Origin of the sequence: Bacillus sp. AFS098217, assembly GCF_002551815.1 — a bacterium.
In the GTDB taxonomy this organism is placed as follows: Bacteria; Bacillota; Bacilli; order Bacillales; family Bacillaceae_G; genus Bacillus_A.
On sequence record NZ_NVPR01000057.1, the window covers coordinates 26,989 to 44,739 of the forward strand.

Consider the following 17,751-nt stretch of genomic DNA (forward strand, 5'->3'; position numbering starts at 1 on the left):
ACTTCTTCCCTCTTCATTTTATTATCCTATTATTTCGCTTTTTGTGAAACTATTTTTTCATATGAAAGTAAACTATCAATAACAACTTGATTTAATTTTGCTACTGCCTCCTTATCACCCTTCCCTTCTTTAATCGTTTGTACCGCTATGGATGCATACGTATATAATTTTTTCACGTCCTCACGCTTCATTGCTTTTCCTTCTTTTTCAATTGTCTTCCATTCCTTTTCTATCGCATCTATTTCTTTTTGATCACCTTTTCCCCCTGCCTGTACACTGGATGCATATTTTACAAAATGAGTACATAAGGACTGTAACTTGTTTAAAAAGGAGCCAAATTCCTTATCATTTTTTAGCAATGCTTTATCGGTAATCTCCCAGCTCTTTTTCAAAACAGAGATGCCATCTTTCTTATACTGTTCCATTAATTTATCTACAGATTGTTCATCACTAGCAATAGCCACAACAAGTGAATACTTATCACCATTCGATTTTAAAGCTGCTGCGCCACCATTCTCTTTCCACTCTTGAATGGCAGCCTGTCCTTTTTCTTCAGAGGAATATAGACCTCCTTGAACAAAAAATAGCGTGATTGGCGCTAAAGCTGCCGCATTTCCTGTCTTTGACTTCTCTTTCTTCTTCTCCTCAGTTCCTACTTCCTTCGTTTCTGTTCCACTCGGCTGCGGAGAAGCTGTTACCGTCGCTTCTTCAGTTCTCCCTTCCCCCGTTAATAAATGAAGCATGCTCATTCCGAGCATCGTGCCAATAATAATCGCAGCTGCAACTGTAAAGATAAGAGCATTGCTCCATTTTTTTTGATATTGTTTGATAGAGGATATCTTTGTTTTCTGAAACGGGACTACATTTTGCGGAGTTTCACTATCGACTTCCATCCAATCAAACTCATCTTTTTCCTTCTTCTTTTCTTCATACTTCGCTTCTATTCCGTTTACCTTAACCGAGATTGTTCGTGATTGCTTGTCCATACGCTCACACCTCACCTCTTATCGTTGTCCGCATCATATCATATTCATTGCATAAAAAACCGAGATATTTGTCAGAGGGATTCGTCAAATTCCCCCATATAGTTATCCTATATCTATGCATTCGTCTTCATTTGTAGAACAAAAAAAACTAGGACAGCAGTTGCTGTCCTAGTTTTTCTCAAGAATATATTTTCGAACTTCTGAAATGAAATAAAGAGAACCTGTTATGATGAAAGCATCACTTTCTTGAAGATGATTCATCTTCGTATCAATGGCTTCTTTCCAATTCTCAAAAACTTGTTTTGTTTCCTTACTTGAGTGAGTCGCAAGCTCTTCAGCAGAAATCGCACGATCAAACGTAAATGTTGTAAAAACCATTTCATCTGCAATTGTTTCTAATTGTCCTACCATGTTGTTTAGCTGTTTATCACCAAGGGCAGTAAATAAAACAATAACGTTTTTATCGTTATAATGATCCTTCACTGTTTTTACAAGACTCGTAATTCCTTCTGGATTATGAGCGCCATCTATAATGACATCAGGATTACTTTGCAACTTTTCAAATCGTCCAATCCAATACGCTTCACTTAATCCTGTGCGAATATGCTCCTCTTCCAGTAAGAATGACAAATATGTTTTAAGATACATAACTGCCATTAATGCTAATGCTGCATTGCCTACCTGATGACTTCCTTTCATCGAAATCCGAACTTCCTCAAACGAAGCAAACGGACAAGAAAAATCAAAGTGCTCTCCATCTGCATCCGAACGCTGACGCATCGCTGTAAATTGTTTTCCAAGCTCATACAAGCTTGCACTCTTTTCTTTGGCAACCTTTTTGATAACCTCAAGTGCTTCTTCATCCTGTACTCCGGTAATAACAGGAACGCCCGATTTAATAATCCCTGCTTTTTCGTACGCAATTTCCCCTAGCGTATTTCCTAGAATATGCATATGATCATGGCCGATATTTGTAATTATTGTTAGAACCGGATGAATGACATTTGTAGAATCAAAACGACCGCCGAGACCAGTTTCAAATAAGACAATGTCGCAGAAGTTTACTTTACCGAAATAGCAAATTGCCATTACTGTAATAATTTCAAACTCCGTTGCTTCTCCTAAATCTGTTTCATCTAATTTTTCTACAACTGGTTTTACCATATTTACAAGCTTAGTAATTTCTTCATCTGCAATCGGTGTACCGTTAACGCTAATTCGTTCATTAAATGTTTCAATGTATGGAGACGTAAATGTTCCAACTTTATAGTTTTCAGCTTGCAGCATATAACGCATATACGTTAAAGTTGAACCTTTTCCATTTGTACCTGCAAGATGCACACATTTTATATGACGCTCGGGATTTCCAAGTTCCTCTAGCATCCACTGCATTCTTTCTAATCCTGGCTTAATACCAAACTTTAATCGGCTATGAATCCAGCCGATTGCTTCTTCGTATGTATGTACCACGCGTGCTATTCCCCTTTCAAAAAAACAACCTTCTTAACTCTATTATACGCAAAGAAAAGAGACTCACCAATATGGCAAGTCTCTTAAAAATAATTTTTATTTTTGAAGATCAGCTAGACGTTGACGAACTGCTTCGCGTTTTTCTAGGTAATCTTGCTCCTTCGCACGCTCTCCGTCAATAACTGCTGCAGGAGCTTTCGCTACGAATCCTTGATTTGAAAGTTTCTTCTGTACACGTTCTACTTCTTTATCGAACTTCTCAAGTTCTTTTTCAAGACGTGCTTTCTCTTCATCAAGATTGATAAGATCAGCTAACGGTAAGAATAACTCTGCACCTGATACGATTGCAGTCATCGCTTTTTCTGGCGCTTGTAAATCAGTCTTAATTGTTAATTCACTTGGATTACAGAAACGCTCAATGTAAGAGCTATTTTTCGTAAGCTGCGTCAGTACCGCTTCATCTTTTGCTTTAATTTGCATTTGAACTTTTTTGCTCATTGGCGTATTTACTTCTGCACGGATGTTACGAACAGAGCGAATGATATCAACTAGAAGGTGCATTTCTGCTGCCGCCTCTTTATCTTGTAAATCTTCGCGAACTGTTGGCCATGCAGCTACCGTAATAGATTCGCCTTCATGTGGTAAATGCTGCCAAATCTTCTCTGTTACGAATGGCATGAATGGGTGTAATAGACGCATCGTTTGGTCTAGTACGTAAGCTAAAATAGAACGCGTTGTTTTCTTAGCTGCTTCATCTTCACCGTATAGTGGAAGCTTCGCCATTTCGATGTACCAGTCACAGAAATCATCCCAAATGAAGTTGTATAATGAACGACCAGCTTCACCGAACTCATATTTATCCATGTTACGTGTTACACTTTCAATCGTTTCATTTAAACGAGTTAAAATCCACTTATCAGCAACTGATTTTTCACCAGTTAAATCGATTTCTTCATATTTCATGTCATCCATGTTCATTAATACGAAGCGTGATGCATTCCAAATTTTATTAATGAAGTTCCAAGTAGATTCTACTTTCTCCATGCTGAAACGTAAATCTTGACCTGGTGCACTTCCTGTTGATAAGAAGTAGCGCATTGCATCTGCACCATACTTCTCGATAACATCCATCGGATCAATACCGTTACCAAGAGATTTACTCATTTTACGTCCTTGCTCATCACGAACTAAACCGTGAATTAATACGTCTTTAAATGGACGCTCTCCTGTAAACTCTAAACCTTGGAAAATCATACGAGATACCCAGAAGAAGATAATGTCATAACCAGTTACTAAAGCATCTGTTGAATAGTAACGTTTAAAGTCTGCTGCATCTTCATTTGGCCAACCAAGTGTTGAGAACGGCCATAACGCTGAACTGAACCATGTATCAAGTACGTCGTTATCTTGATTCCAGTTTTCAATATCCGCTGGTGCTTCTGTACCTACGTACACTTCACCAGTTTCTTTATGGTACCAAGCTGGAATGCGGTGTCCCCACCATAACTGACGAGAAATACACCAGTCATGAATATTTTCCATCCAACGCAAGTACGTGTTTTCAAAACGATCTGGTACGAACGTTACTTTCTCTTCTTCTTTTTGTTGAAGTTCTACTGCTTTTTCTGCAAGTGGAGCCATTTTTACAAACCATTGTGTTGATAAGTAAGGCTCAACAACTGCACCGCTACGCTCACTATGACCTACTGCATGCATATGAGGCTCGATTTCTACTAATACGCCAGCTTCTTGTAAATCTTTCACTAACGCTTTACGGCATTCAAAACGATCCATACCGTTATACTTACCAGCCTTTTCGTTCATCGTTCCATCTTCGTTCATTACTAAAATACGTGGTAAGTCATGACGGTTACCTACTTCAAAGTCATTCGGGTCATGAGCTGGTGTAATTTTTACAACGCCTGTGCCGAAGTCTTTTTCTACGTATTCATCAGCAATAATCGGAATCTCACGGCCTACGATTGGCAGTGTAACTGTTTTTCCGATTAAATGTTTGTAACGATCATCTTCTGGATGTACTGCTACTGCTGTATCACCAAGCATCGTTTCTGGACGAGTTGTTGCAAGACGAATGTGACCAGAGCCATCTGTTAATGGGTAGTTCATATGGTAGAATGCACCTTGAACATCTTTATGAATTACTTCAATATCAGAAAGAGCCGTGCGTGTTGCTGGGTCCCAGTTAATAATATATTCACCGCGGTAAATTAAGCCTTTTTCGTACAATTGAACGAATACTTTATTAACCGCATCAGATAAACCTTCATCTAATGTGAAACGTTCGCGAGAATAGTCTAGTCCTAAACCAACTTTCCCCCATTGTTGACGAATGTGAGAAGCGTACTCTTCTTTCCATTCCCAAGCTTTTTCAAGGAACTTCTCACGGCCAAGATCGTAACGTGAAATACCTTCTTCACGAAGTTTTCCTTCTACTTTCGCTTGCGTTGCGATACCAGCATGGTCCATTCCTGGAAGCCATAATACATCGTAACCTTGCATACGCTTTGTACGAGTTAAAATATCTTGAAGCGTCGTATCCCAAGCATGACCTAAGTGCAACTTACCAGTTACGTTTGGCGGTGGGATTACAATTGTATAAGGTTGTTTCTTTTCATCTCCTGTTGCTTCGAAATATTTGCCCTCAAGCCACCATTTATAACGGCCTTCTTCAACGGACATATGATCATATTTAGTTGGTAAATTCTTTTCCGTGTTTGACATTACTTTCCCTCCTTCAAAATAAAAAATGCCCCTCATCCAAAAAGGACGAGGGACATCGCGGTACCACCTTTATTTACAAACAAATTCAAAATTTGCTTATACTCTTAATTTGATAACGGACAAATCCGTCTTTTCCTAATGAGAATGACTCCGTTCAGAAAAGATGCTCCAGGGCTACCTTCTAACATGACTATCTAGAGAATCTCCCAGCTAATAATTCTCCTCTCTGAAGACGTTTAATGTTATACTCTTCCCCTTCAATGCATTTATATAATTGTTATTTATTATATACAATAGTGTAAAAAACGAAACCATATTCGTCAAGATAAAAATATTTTTCGACTTACATCTAGAATGATTACATTCTATTTTCAATCAGCTTAACCAGTTTTTTATAATATATGCAAGAAACTAAAAAATACAACACAAGCACCTTGGGTACTTATCCTGCATACTGTAATATTACCTTCACCTTTCCTATATGACAATAAAGCAGTTACACTTCCTATACGGGGGAATCATTATGCGACGATATCGACGCACCTACAATTTTTCTGCTCCTTCATGGGCCAGAAATTTGCAAACAATGTTTTCTGATTTTGCAATCCCACTTACTATTTTCCAAGGGATTCGCACTTTACTATTTCCAACCTTTTTAGATTTCATCATCCTTATTATTTTTGTTGTAGCCACAATCCGCTTACATTTTCAGCCGTAGCCTCAAAGAACCTTGAGACTACGGCTGTTATCCATTTCCTTGCTGCGCAGCTTGTAATTGTGAAATAAAATACTCTACGTTACTTACAAGCCAATGTGATTGCTGTAACATTTTCACACCATGCAGTTCTTTCTGTTTATTACGAACTTGTTGTGCGCTTGTATAAGAATGAATTTGTCGAATAAATGGGGAGGGATACGTTAAATAAGCGAACATTAAGAGCTGCTCTTCTTTTGTAAATGGAAAATTCTTTTGGTATGCTTGATACCATTCAAAGCGATCGCTTCTCGCAATTGGATATGTGTTCAAAGAGCGGGAATAAAAGCTAACAATATCTTGCACAGGTGTTGCGAACTGGGATCTTTCTAAACTAATAAAATAACCATTCCGTTCATAGTCAAATAAAAAATGATTGAGTGATACATTTCCATGCACAAAAGAAACGCGCGTTTTCTCTTTCTCTTTCATCGCTTCATACCACTCAGTCAGTTGTTTTGTTGCAAAATCACGTGCCCTCATGACATGATGAAAATACGTACAATATTGTAATTCAAACGGAGACATGTACCACTTCGCCTCAGATTCTACAAGAAATTGCTCTAACGTCTCTCCCTCCCTCTCCCAGCGCTCTGATATATTCGTATAATGACCCTCCAAAGCTTCTTCTGTATATGTTTCTTCTTTTATCGTTTTTTGGTGGAGCATCGCTAATGTCTGAAACATTTTATGATATTGGTCATTGTCCTCCCCATGCCCTTCCGCTCGCTCAAGCCAAGGCATTAAATAATAACTATATGTTCCATCACTTAAAATATAATTTCCGTCCGTCGCATGATAAATAGGTACATAATTTGAAAATCCTTTTTCTTTTAAATATTGAATATGATGCATGAAATTATTCCGCTCTAATCTTTTATCTGGTAATTTCTTTAATGCATATGGACCTTGATTCGTATAAATTTTCATTACATTTCCGTGTTCTTCCATATGCTGGGTGTCCAGTTGATATCGTCTGACGATTGGTTCATAGCGATTTCGTAATTCTATATCCATACGACTGATCCTTTCTCATTCAAAAAATACAAATAAAACAAAACTTAAATCACCCTTCACAAACAGGAAAATGAAAGAAAAGAGGTGAGTGAAGAAAATTCTTCACTCACTTTACCTTCGCTTTTGAAACAGGTATATATATAACCTGCCCTGCGGTTAAATAAATGTCATCCGTTTGGTTGATGCGGTGTAAGTGCTGTACAGACGTTTCATAACGCTCTGCAACCGATTCAATTGTATCCCCTTCTTGCACGAAGTACATCCGTAACTTTGTGAACTCTTCCTGCGGCTCTTTTGTAAATAATTTCGTTAAATATAGTGCATTTTCATCTCTTTGTGAGTATAATGATTCTTCCTGTTCTTCTTTCACTTTCTCTACTTTCTCTTTCTTAAAACCCTTCCGGCCGAACAATTCAAATTGAGGTGTGACTTCTTGTTCTTTTTCCCGCTCTTCTTGTTCTACTTCCTCTTCTAACCCCTGTTCTTTCCGCTCCTCTAATTGAAACGGTTCAAATGCATAATCTTCCCATCCATTTGATTCTGTGTGAAGCGTTACTTCTTCAGCCTCTACCGATGTTTTCTCCTCATCTACAGCTTTTATTTCCTGCTCTCTCTTAACTTCCGCATACTCAATTTCTACCTCTTCCATTTCATCTGGCACTCTCTCTTCATCACACAGGCCAGAGATGGATATATCCGCTAATAGTTGTAAACAGCCATTTTCTTTTAGTTCATAATCAAATTCTTCAATCGAAACATACAATTCTTCAATTTGTTTTACTCGATTTCGCGGAATCGAAATTTCTAGTGGGAAAGAATGGACGAGTTCGTTTACCCCGTCTTCTCTTGTTTCTACATAATCAATTGCTTTTGCGGGAGATAACTCCCTCAGTGAAAATTCAGAGTCATCTTGTCTAGCAACATATTCCCCTGTTAAATCTAACTGCCCTCTTACAATTACCTCATAATCAAGCTCTTCTATCTCAACGTCTGGATCTAACGAAATTGACAAAAGTTCTTCGACTTCCTGTCCGCTTTGGAACCAAACCGATTCTTTTAATGAAAAACGTAATGAATGATCTGTTGTCACTTCTTTTCCCCCTCCCAAACTGTATGTCATTACAGGTTTATGTGTCTGGGGGTCTTTTTATGAGTAAAAAATCAAACTATACATAGACGCTTCCTATCCATTTTTCATATATCGGCGCGTTGGCAATATACGACATAATAAAAAGGTTGTCAGGNNTTAAAGTTTCACTTTATGCTTTTAATTTTGACATTGCAATTTCTGCTGCCGCAATCGTTGCTTCAATATCCGCATCACTGTGTGCTGTTGATAAGAATAAACCTTCAAATTGAGAAGGTGGTAAGAATACACCTTGCTCTACCATTTCACGATAATAAGCTGCAAAGAATTCTAAGTTTGAAGTTTTTGCTGCATCGTAGTTAATAACCGGTTCATTCGTGAAGAAAATACCGATCATAGAACCTGCACGGTTTATATGATGCGGAATGCCGTGTTTTTCAGCAGCTTTACGCAGGCCATTTTCTAGCATTTCAGCTTTACGTTCAAATTCTTTATAACATTCTGGTGTTAATTGTACTAATGTTTCATAACCTGCGGTCATTGCTAGAGGGTTACCAGATAATGTACCTGCTTGGTAAATTGGTCCGCTTGGTGCAACTTGGCGCATAATTTCTGCTTTACCGCCGTATGCTCCGACCGGCAGACCACCACCGATTACTTTTCCTAAACAAGTTAAGTCAGGTGTTACACCGTAATACCCTTGTCCACAGTTATAAGCAACGCGGAATCCTGTCATTACTTCATCAAAAATCAGCAACGCACCATTTTGCTCCGTCACTTCACGAAGTCCTTCTAAAAATCCTGGCCGCGGTGGAACTACCCCCATATTTCCTGCCACTGGCTCTACGATAACACAAGCGATATCGTCACCAAATTGTTCGAAAGCATATTTCACGCTCTCTAAATCGTTATACGCTACTGTAATCGTATTTTGCGCTACACCTTCTGGTACACCTGGGCTATCTGGTAAACCAAGCGTTGCAACACCAGAACCTGCTTTAATTAATAATGAATCGCCATGGCCGTGGTAACAACCAATAAATTTCAAAATCTTATTACGACCTGTGTAACCACGCGCTAAACGAAGTGCACTCATCGTTGCTTCCGTACCGGAGTTTACCATACGTACAATCTCAATTGATGGTACACGCTCAATAACAAGCTGCGCTAATTTATTTTCAATTTCTGTTGGTGCACCAAAGCTTGTCCCTTTTTCCGCTACAGCTTTTAATGATTCTACAACGCGCTCATTCGCATGCCCGTGAATCAGTGGTCCCCATGATAATACGTAGTCGATATATTCATTCCCATCGATATCGTACACTTTAGAACCTTTCCCGCGCTCCATAAACAGCGGATTCATGCCAACAGATTTAAAGGCACGAACTGGACTATTTACACCGCCAGGCATTAAATCTTGCGCCGTTTCAAATGCTTCAATGGATTTATCAAACTTTTTCATTACTGTGCGCCTCCCTCTTGTAACCATCGTGCTGCATCTTTCGCATGATACGTAATAATTAAGTCTGCTCCTGCACGTTTCATGCTTAATAATTTCTCAAGTACAATCTCTTTTTCATTAATCCAACCATTTTGCGCTGCCGCTTTAATCATGGAATATTCTCCGCTTACGTTATATGCAACGATTGGTAAATTGAAATTGTTCTTCACATCGCGAACAATATCTAAATAAGAAAGAGCTGGTTTTACAATTAAGAAATCTGCTCCTTCCATTACATCTGACTCAGCTTCACGTAATGCTTCCATTCGGTTTGCTGGATCCATTTGATACGTTTTACGATCACCAAACTGCGGCGCACCATGCGCTGCATCGCGGAATGGACCATAAAATGCAGATGAGTATTTCACAGCGTATGACATAACTGGGACGTGTGCAAAACCATTTTCATCTAATGCATGGCGAATTGCTGTTACAAATCCATCCATCATGTTAGATGGGGCAATAATATCCGCTCCTGCTTTCGCCTGACTTACTGCTGTTTTTGCAAGAATCTCAAGGGATTCATCATTTAAAATAACGCCATCTTCAATCACACCACAATGACCATGGCTTGTATATTGACATAAACACGTATCCGCAACTACTACTAACTCTGGAAACTGTTCTTTAATTTGTTTGATCGCACGTTGTACAATGCCGTGTTCACAATATGCGGAAGAGCCAACTTCATCTTTTTCAGCAGGTAAACCAAATACGATAACAGAACGAATACCTAAATCTACAACTTCTTGCATTTCAGCTTGCAAAAGGTCTAAGGAAATTTGATATACATCTGGCATAGAAGGAACTTCGTTACGAACATTCTCACCTTCAAGTACGAAAATAGGGTAAATAAAATCTTCTGTATGTAAAAATGTTTCACGTACAAGTGCACGCATATTTCCACTTTGTCTTAAGCGACGATGACGATTAAATTGTAAAGAATTCATAGATTTCTATCCCCATTCTTTTATTTAAATTATGCATTTAGATTCAATTTAGAAATGCATTGTATTAACGATTCCACTGTGTATTCTTCTGGAACGATGACATCAGCAAAATAACGCTTTGCCTCTTGTTCTGTTATCGGTCCTATACAAGCAATTGTACATTTTTTTATCCATTCTCTCCAGTTTGTACCCTTAAGTAATTCCACAAAGCTTACAACTGTAGAGGGACTCGTAAATGTCACAATATCTATCTTACCTGATTCTAAAGCTTCGATCAGTTCTAGACGCTTCATATAATTTGGTTTTGTTTCATATACGACCAGCTCTTCTAAAAGCACCCCAAGCTCCCGCAGTTTATTCGGAATAACATCTCTAGCTAAATTTCCTCTTGGAAATAACATACGTTCTTTCCCGGTTAATTTTTTTACAAACTCCTCTGCAAAAGTTTCAGCAACAAACGCAGTTGGAACAAAATGAACTTGATAACCTCTTTTTTCTAACTCCCGCCTTGTTTTTACACCTACTGCGGCAATCTGTACAGTCGAAGGCATGTTCTTGCCTAAACTATCCAGAAAGAAGCTTACCCCGTTTTTACTCGTAAAAATAATCCAGTCATATACATTCAACTGTTGAGATACACTTTGAAACGTTTGCTGAGATGCTCCTTCCATACGCAAAAGCGGAATTTCCACTGGAATTCCGCCCTCTTTTTTCACCGCTGCACTCATTTGTTTTGCTTGATGCTGGGCCCGTGTAACCAATACTGTTTTGCCAGCGAGAGCGTCCATGATTAATGTTGCTCCTTATTTGCAGCGAGAATGAGCTCTTTTGCTCCTTGTTTCATTAAACGATCTGCAGCTTCTAATCCAACTTGCTCAGGGCTCACACCTACAACTGTTTCTTTTAACAAAACTGAACCATCCATAGAGCCAACAAGCGCTGTTAATTCAATTTCATTATTCTCCTGAAGCGTTGCATAGCCAGCAATCGGTACTTGGCAACCACCTTCAAGCTTGTGAAGGAATACTCGTTCGGCAGCCACTGTTCGTTCTGTTACTGCATCATTGATATGTGATAATAATTGCAATAAATCTTTATCATCTTCACGACATTCAATCGCTAAAGCACCTTGTCCTATAGCTGGTACGCACAATGTTTCATCTAAGTGTTCTGTAATGACATCATCATCCCAGCCCATTCTTTGTAATCCAGCTGTTGCTAAAATGATTGCATCATAGTCTTCTTCTTTTAATTTACGTAATCTCGTATCGATATTCCCGCGAATCCACTTCACTTGTAAATCTGGTCTAGCGGCCAATAGCTGTGCACTGCGTCTTAAACTGCTTGTCCCAAGTATCGCACCTTCTGGTAAGTCTCCGAAAGATTCTCCGTTCTTCGAAATAAACGCATCACGCGGATCGACACGCTTTGGTATACATCCAATGGTTAATCCATCTGGAAGCACAGCTGGCATATCCTTCATACTATGTACAGCCATATCGATTTCTTTTGTAAGCAATGCATGTTCAATCTCTTTTACAAACAAACCTTTCCCGCCTACTTTTGAAAGTGTCACATCTAAAATGACATCGCCTTTTGTAACAATTTCTTTTACTTCAAATTCATATGGCAAGCCAAGCGCTTTTAATTGATCAATAAACCAATTTGTTTGCGTTAATGCTAACTTACTCTTTCTTGAACCTACAATAATTTTGCGCATAATTTTCTCTCCTCATTATAAATACCAAAAGTGGAAGTTCGATAAACTGCTTAATAGAAAAATATTGACTAGCATCACGAGAAAGGCTCCAATGTTCCAATGTATAATCTTCTTACCTTGCAATGTATCCGATCCTCGTAAATATAGACCCGCACAATAGACAAATAAAACAACAAAAGACCCGATTACTTTCGTGTCATACCAATGGAAATTATCTAATTTTGTATATCCCCATATGCATCCAAGCAAAATAGCTAGTAAGAAAAACGGAACAGAAAATAGATTCAATCCATATGACATAGACTCAAGCTTCGATAAATTTCCTAACCGTCTTAATCTTGCATTCCATTTTTTCTGTTTTAATAATCGATATTGCAGCAAGTACATAATAGAAAAAATAAATGACACTGTAAATGCCGCATATGAAGTAATCGCCATGCCTACATGGACGTATACAAGCTCTGAAACTAATTGATGCGCTAGTATCGGCGACATCTTTCCGATCGGAGTAAAAATAGAAAAAGCGCTTACGCCAAAAGCGACGACATTTGTAAAAAAAACTAAAAAGTCAATGCGCATAAATCGATTGATTACTAATGACATTGTAATTAATAACCACACATAAAAATAAATTCCTGACAGTAAAGTTAAAATCGGATTTGTTTCTGATTCTGTAGCCCGTAGTAGCATAAAAACAGACTGAAGTACCCATACAATTGAAAGTAACCAAAAAGCAAGTCGATTCGCCTTTCGGTTACTTTGGAAATAATCTATAAAATATAAACTAATACTACAAGCATATAAAATAATTGCGATATGATAAATAATACTATTATTTAAAAAGCTCATCCGACCATCCTTCCATGTTATAAAGATGGAACGGATGTTGTCCACGCTCGTTTATGTTTCGGCTCTTCCGTATATTCTACGACCTCTTCTTCCACTTCTAAATCAAAGATTTTCGCGAATAAAGCGAGCTTTTCCGTAGCTCCCTCTTCTGTTGCTAACTCTTTTGCTACTAAAATTGGATCTTTCAGCAGTTGATTAATGATACTTTTCGTATGCTTACTAATTACTTTTTTCTCACGATCATTAAGCGTCGGAATTTTCCGTTCAATACTTTGCATCGTCTCACTTTGAATAGCTAGTGCTTTATCACGAAGAGCTGAAATTAAAGGAATAACCCCAAGCGTATTTACCCAGCTTTTAAATGTAACGATTTCTTCTTCAATCATAAGTTGAATTTTTTCCGCTTCTTTTAAACGTTCAGCGCGGTTTGCCTCGACTACTCCTTGCAAATCATCAATATCATACAAGAAAGATCCTTCTAGCTCATCAATTGCCGGATCAATATCACGCGGCACTGCAATATCAACCATAAATAGCGGGCGACCACAGCGCAGCCGTTCTACTCTTGTCATCATTTCTTTCGTAATGACATAATCTGATGCACCAGTTGAACTAATTAAAATATCTGCTTCTAATAATACACATTGTAATTCACTTAACGGTTTTGCATGTCCCATATATTTCTCAGCCATTGTTTCCGCTTTCGTAAACGTACGGTTCATAACTGTTACTTTGCGCGCTCCACTTCCATACAGGTTTTGCAGCGCAAGTTCACCCATTTTTCCAGCGCCAAGAATTAAAACGTGACAATCTGTTAAATCTCCAAAAATTTTCTTTCCAAGTTCAACCGCAGCATAGCTAACAGACATCGCACTTTCACCGATTGTTGTTTCTGAATGAGCACGCTTCGCTAGCGTAATCACTTGTTTAAACAATTCATTAAAAATCGTCCCTGTTACTTTTATCTCTTGCGCTTCTAAGAAACTATCTCGAATTTGACCTAAAATTTGCGTTTCACCGACCACCATAGAATCTAATCCGCACGTTACACGGAATAAATGTTCAATAGCACCATCTTGTTCAAAAATAGACAAGTATGGCGAAACCTCTTCTATCTCAAGCTGAAACCATTCAGCTAAAAATTTCTTAATGTAATATCGTCCCGTGTGTAATTGATCGACGACAGCATAAATCTCAGTGCGATTGCACGTTGATACAATGACATTCTCTAACACGCTCTTTTGATTCTGTAATGTTGTCATTGCCCTTTCTAGCTCTGCTGCCTGAAATGTGAGTTTCTCACGAAATTCTACAGGGGCTGTTCGATAATTTACACCAACAACAAGAATATGCACGCAGCATGTCCCCCTTCACCCGTTTTATCACCTTATCTACTATCATAATACAACTTTCCTGTTATGAATCTGACAATCGTGTGAACAACAAGAATTTTTTTATTCGTTCTGCCTACTGCTTACAGGAGACAAACCAAATCTTCCAAAATAAATATTTTACTTTATAATCATTACAAGATAATAACTCTATTTGTACGTTACCAAAAAAAACTGTCAGAATCAAGTGATGGAAACTATTCCATAAGAATTGAAATACTCTCTTTCTCTATCTTCTTTCACCATGCAGAAAATTATGTATGATTGTTCCATAATGTAACAAAAAAACGCGCGACGAATCGTCACGCGTTTTTTGTTTTTGTAAACTTATGAATGGCTTTCCATGCTTCTTCTTTTCCAAGTCCTGTTTCGGAAGAAAATAGAACCACTTCATCGCCAGCTTCCACATCAAGCGTTTCCTTTACAACTTTCAAATGCTTTTGCCATTTCCCTTTCGGAATTTTATCAGCTTTCGTTGCAATAATAATTGTAGGAATTTCATAATGCTTTAAGAAATCATACATCATGACATCATCATTTGTTGGTGGATGACGCAAATCAATTACTAATACAGCCGCATCTAATTGTTCACGCGTTGTAAAGTAAGTTTCAATCATTTTGCCCCATGCCGCTCGCTCTGATTTCGATACTTTCGCATATCCATAACCTGGAACATCGACAAAGTGCATCATTTCATTGATTAAGAAAAAGTTTAACGTTTGCGTTTTTCCTGGTTTAGAAGAAATACGCACTAACTTTTTACGATTTAAAATTTTATTAATAAAGGAAGACTTCCCAACATTAGAACGACCTGCTAATGCAATTTCTGGTAAGTCACTATCTGGATATTGTTCTGGTCTAACAGCACTAATTACAATATCTGCTTTTGTTACTTTCATTGTTTCACTCCTACTAATGCGTGCTCCAATACTTCATCTAAATGAGACACAAGCACAAACGTAAGGTTTTCTTTTACGCTTTCTGGAATATCATCTAAATCTTTTTCATTTTCTGCTGGCAAAATAATTTTTGTTAAGCCCGCGCGGTGAGCACTTAATGTTTTTTCTTTCAAACCACCAATTGGTAATACGCGACCACGAAGGGTGATTTCACCCGTCATACCAACTTCTTTACTTACAGGAACGCCTGTTAGCGCAGAAATAAGTGCCGTTGCCATTGTAATCCCAGCTGATGGACCATCTTTTGGAACTGCTCCTTCTGGAACATGAATATGAATATCGTTCTTTTCATGGAAATCTGGATTAATGTGAAGTTCTTCTGCACGAGAGCGAATATAACTAAATGCAGCTTGTGCGGATTCTTTCATAACATCCCCAAGTTTCCCTGTTAAAATTAATTTCCCTTTTCCTGGTGATACAGAAACTTCAATTGCAAGTGTATCGCCACCAGCAGCTGTATACGCTAAACCAGTTGCCATTCCGACTTGGTCTCTCTTTTCAGCTTGTCCATAACGGAATATATGCTTACCTAGAAGGTCAGTAATATTTTTATCCGTTACAACAACTCGCTTACGTTCTTCTGTAACAATGATTTTCGCTGCTTTACGACAAATCTTAGCAATTTGACGCTCTAACGTACGGACACCCGCTTCACGTGTATAATAACGAATGATTTCAAGAAGCGCCTCATCACGCACTTGTAGATTCCCTTTTCGTAAGCCGTGTTCTTTTAATTGCTTTGGCAATAAATGTTCACGAGCAATATGTACTTTTTCAATCTCTGTATAACCAGCAATCGAAATAATTTCCATACGATCAAGAAGCGGACCTGGAACGCTTGCAAGTGTGTTTGCAGTTGCAACGAACATAACTTTTGATAAATCATATGGCTCTTCAATATAATGATCACTAAAGTTATGATTTTGTTCTGGGTCTAATACTTCAAGTAACGCCGCAGACGGATCACCACGGAAATCATTGGACATCTTATCAATCTCATCTAATAAAAAGACTGGATTGATTGTCTTTGCCTTTTTCATCCCTTGAATAATACGACCTGGCATAGCTCCAACATATGTACGACGGTGACCTCGAATTTCAGATTCATCACGAACACCACCAAGGGAAACACGGACAAAATTACGATTTAACGATGTTGCAATCGAGCGTGCTAATGATGTTTTTCCGACCCCAGGAGGTCCTACTAGACAAAGAATCGGTCCTTTTAAAGAATTTGTTAACTTTTGTACAGCTAAATATTCCAGTACACGTTCTTTCACTTTTTCAAGACCATAATGATCTTTATTTAAAATCGTTTCAGAATGTGCAAGGTCAATCATATCCTCTGTTGCTTCTGTCCACGGAAGTGCTAATAACCAATCCATATAATTACGAATCACACCGCTCTCCGCAGAGCTTACTGGCAACTTCTCATAACGATCTAATTCTTTTAGGGCAGCCTTCTTTGTTTCTTCTGGCATTCCTGCCTCTTCGATTTTTTCACGAAGCTCTTCAACTTCGCCACCCTTACCTTCTTTATCACCAAGCTCTGTTTGGATCGCCTTCATTTGTTCACGCAAGAAGTATTCTTTTTGCGTACGCTCCATCGAACGTTTCACTTTTTGCCCAATTTTCTTTTCTAAATTAAGTAGTTCTTGTTCATCTTGAATAATGGAGATAAGTGTATGTAATCTTTCTTTCACTGATAGAATCTCTAAAATTTCTTGCTTTTGTTTCGTTTTAATCGGTAAATGAGAAGCGATTAAATCTGCTAAGCGGCCTGGCTCTTCTACATCAGCTACTGTTGCAAACGTTTCATTTGAAACCTTTTTTGAGACTTTAATATACTGCTCGAAATGTTCAAGTAACGTGCGCATAAGAGCTTTCTCTTCTAAATCGCCTTCTTCTTCCTCTGTTACCGTTTGAATAGAAACCTGTACTACATTTTCTTCTTCAATAAATTCTACTATTTCTGCTCTATGTAAACCTTCTACCAGGACACGAAGCGTACCATTCGGCAGTTTTAACATCTGCTTTACTTTCGCCACTGTACCTACACTATATATGTCATCTTCTTTTGGATCATCGATATTCATTTCTTTTTGCATTGCTAAAAAGATGATATTTTCATCCATTGCTGCCTGCTCTAGTGCTTGTATCGACTTATCACGTCCTACATCAAGATGCAGAACCATCGTTGGATATACGAGAACGCCTCTTAATGGTAGGAGGGGCACAATTCTTTCGTTCGTATTCATACTAGACATAGCACCTCCATAATAAATTAAACTCCTGTTCAACTATTTTATATTACAATACACCTTG

The 17,751-nt window shown here is 38.2% G+C and carries 14 protein-coding genes and 1 other annotated feature; of the genes, 1 reads left to right on the forward strand and 13 read right to left on the reverse strand.

The genetic code is table 11. The features are described 5' to 3' along the window. Nucleotides 1–29: 29 nt before the first annotated feature. The 3 genes from COO03_RS15990 to COO03_RS16000 all read right to left on the reverse strand — a co-directional run bounded on the left by COO03_RS15990 (nucleotide 30) and on the right by COO03_RS16000 (nucleotide 5,198). Nucleotides 30–986, reverse strand: coding sequence for a stage II sporulation protein B (locus COO03_RS15990; protein WP_097898109.1), 957 nt, complete (start codon nucleotides 984–986; stop codon nucleotides 30–32). Nucleotides 987–1,154: 168 nt separating this feature from the next. Further along, nucleotides 1,155–2,456, reverse strand: a complete 1,302-nt coding sequence (locus COO03_RS15995; protein WP_097898110.1) for a bifunctional folylpolyglutamate synthase/dihydrofolate synthase — start codon at nucleotides 2,454–2,456, stop codon at nucleotides 1,155–1,157. A gap of 96 nt (nucleotides 2,457–2,552) precedes the next feature. Further along, complete coding sequence (locus tag COO03_RS16000) at nucleotides 2,553–5,198, reverse strand: valine--tRNA ligase (protein ID WP_097898111.1); 2,646 nt, start codon at nucleotides 5,196–5,198, stop codon at nucleotides 2,553–2,555. A gap of 38 nt (nucleotides 5,199–5,236) precedes the next feature. Beyond that, nucleotides 5,237–5,468 (reverse strand) — a binding site (T-box leader). A gap of 253 nt (nucleotides 5,469–5,721) precedes the next feature. Between COO03_RS16000 and COO03_RS16005 the strand changes: the two genes are divergently transcribed. Further along, nucleotides 5,722–5,916 (forward strand): hypothetical protein, encoded by a 195-nt coding sequence (locus COO03_RS16005; protein ID WP_097898112.1) that lies wholly within the window; start codon nucleotides 5,722–5,724, stop codon nucleotides 5,914–5,916. 27 nt (nucleotides 5,917–5,943) lie between these two features. On the opposite strand, the gene ysxE is transcribed toward COO03_RS16005, so the two are convergent. The 10 genes from ysxE to lon all read right to left on the reverse strand — a co-directional run bounded on the left by ysxE (nucleotide 5,944) and on the right by lon (nucleotide 17,693). Then, the gene (ysxE, locus tag COO03_RS16010; protein ID WP_097898113.1) at nucleotides 5,944–6,969 is read right to left on the reverse strand and encodes a spore coat protein YsxE; all 1,026 of its coding nucleotides are present in this window, start codon (nucleotides 6,967–6,969) and stop codon (nucleotides 5,944–5,946) included. 106 nt (nucleotides 6,970–7,075) lie between these two features. Continuing rightward, complete coding sequence (spoVID, locus tag COO03_RS16015) at nucleotides 7,076–8,089, reverse strand: stage VI sporulation protein D (RefSeq protein ID WP_097898114.1); 1,014 nt, start codon at nucleotides 8,087–8,089, stop codon at nucleotides 7,076–7,078. 139 nt (nucleotides 8,090–8,228) lie between these two features. Next, complete coding sequence (hemL, locus tag COO03_RS16020) at nucleotides 8,229–9,518, reverse strand: glutamate-1-semialdehyde 2,1-aminomutase (protein WP_097898115.1); 1,290 nt, start codon at nucleotides 9,516–9,518, stop codon at nucleotides 8,229–8,231. After that, nucleotides 9,518–10,507, reverse strand: a complete 990-nt coding sequence (hemB, locus tag COO03_RS16025; RefSeq protein WP_097898116.1) for a porphobilinogen synthase — start codon at nucleotides 10,505–10,507, stop codon at nucleotides 9,518–9,520. Before hemB ends, hemL begins: the two co-directional genes overlap by 1 nt. A gap of 29 nt (nucleotides 10,508–10,536) precedes the next feature. Continuing rightward, nucleotides 10,537–11,295, reverse strand: coding sequence for a uroporphyrinogen-III synthase (hemD, locus tag COO03_RS16030; protein ID WP_097898117.1), 759 nt, complete (start codon nucleotides 11,293–11,295; stop codon nucleotides 10,537–10,539). Nucleotides 11,296–11,297: 2 nt separating this feature from the next. Continuing rightward, nucleotides 11,298–12,227: a hydroxymethylbilane synthase gene (hemC, locus tag COO03_RS16035; RefSeq protein ID WP_097898118.1), complete on the reverse strand. Its 930-nt coding sequence runs from the start codon at nucleotides 12,225–12,227 to the stop codon at nucleotides 11,298–11,300. Nucleotides 12,228–12,242: 15 nt separating this feature from the next. Continuing rightward, the gene (locus COO03_RS16040; protein ID WP_097898119.1) at nucleotides 12,243–13,076 is read right to left on the reverse strand and encodes a cytochrome c biogenesis protein; all 834 of its coding nucleotides are present in this window, start codon (nucleotides 13,074–13,076) and stop codon (nucleotides 12,243–12,245) included. Nucleotides 13,077–13,093: 17 nt separating this feature from the next. Then, on the reverse strand, nucleotides 13,094–14,431 hold the full coding sequence (gene hemA, locus COO03_RS16045) for a glutamyl-tRNA reductase (RefSeq protein WP_097898120.1): 1,338 nt from the start codon (nucleotides 14,429–14,431) through the stop codon (nucleotides 13,094–13,096). 338 nt (nucleotides 14,432–14,769) lie between these two features. Further along, nucleotides 14,770–15,366: a ribosome biogenesis GTP-binding protein YsxC gene (gene ysxC, locus COO03_RS16050; protein ID WP_097898121.1), complete on the reverse strand. Its 597-nt coding sequence runs from the start codon at nucleotides 15,364–15,366 to the stop codon at nucleotides 14,770–14,772. Further along, a complete protein-coding gene (gene lon / locus COO03_RS16055; RefSeq protein WP_097898122.1) occupies nucleotides 15,363–17,693 on the reverse strand; it encodes an endopeptidase La in 2,331 nt (776 codons plus the stop codon). The genes ysxC and lon overlap by 4 nt, the downstream gene beginning before the upstream one ends. Nucleotides 17,694–17,751 lie beyond the last annotated feature (58 nt).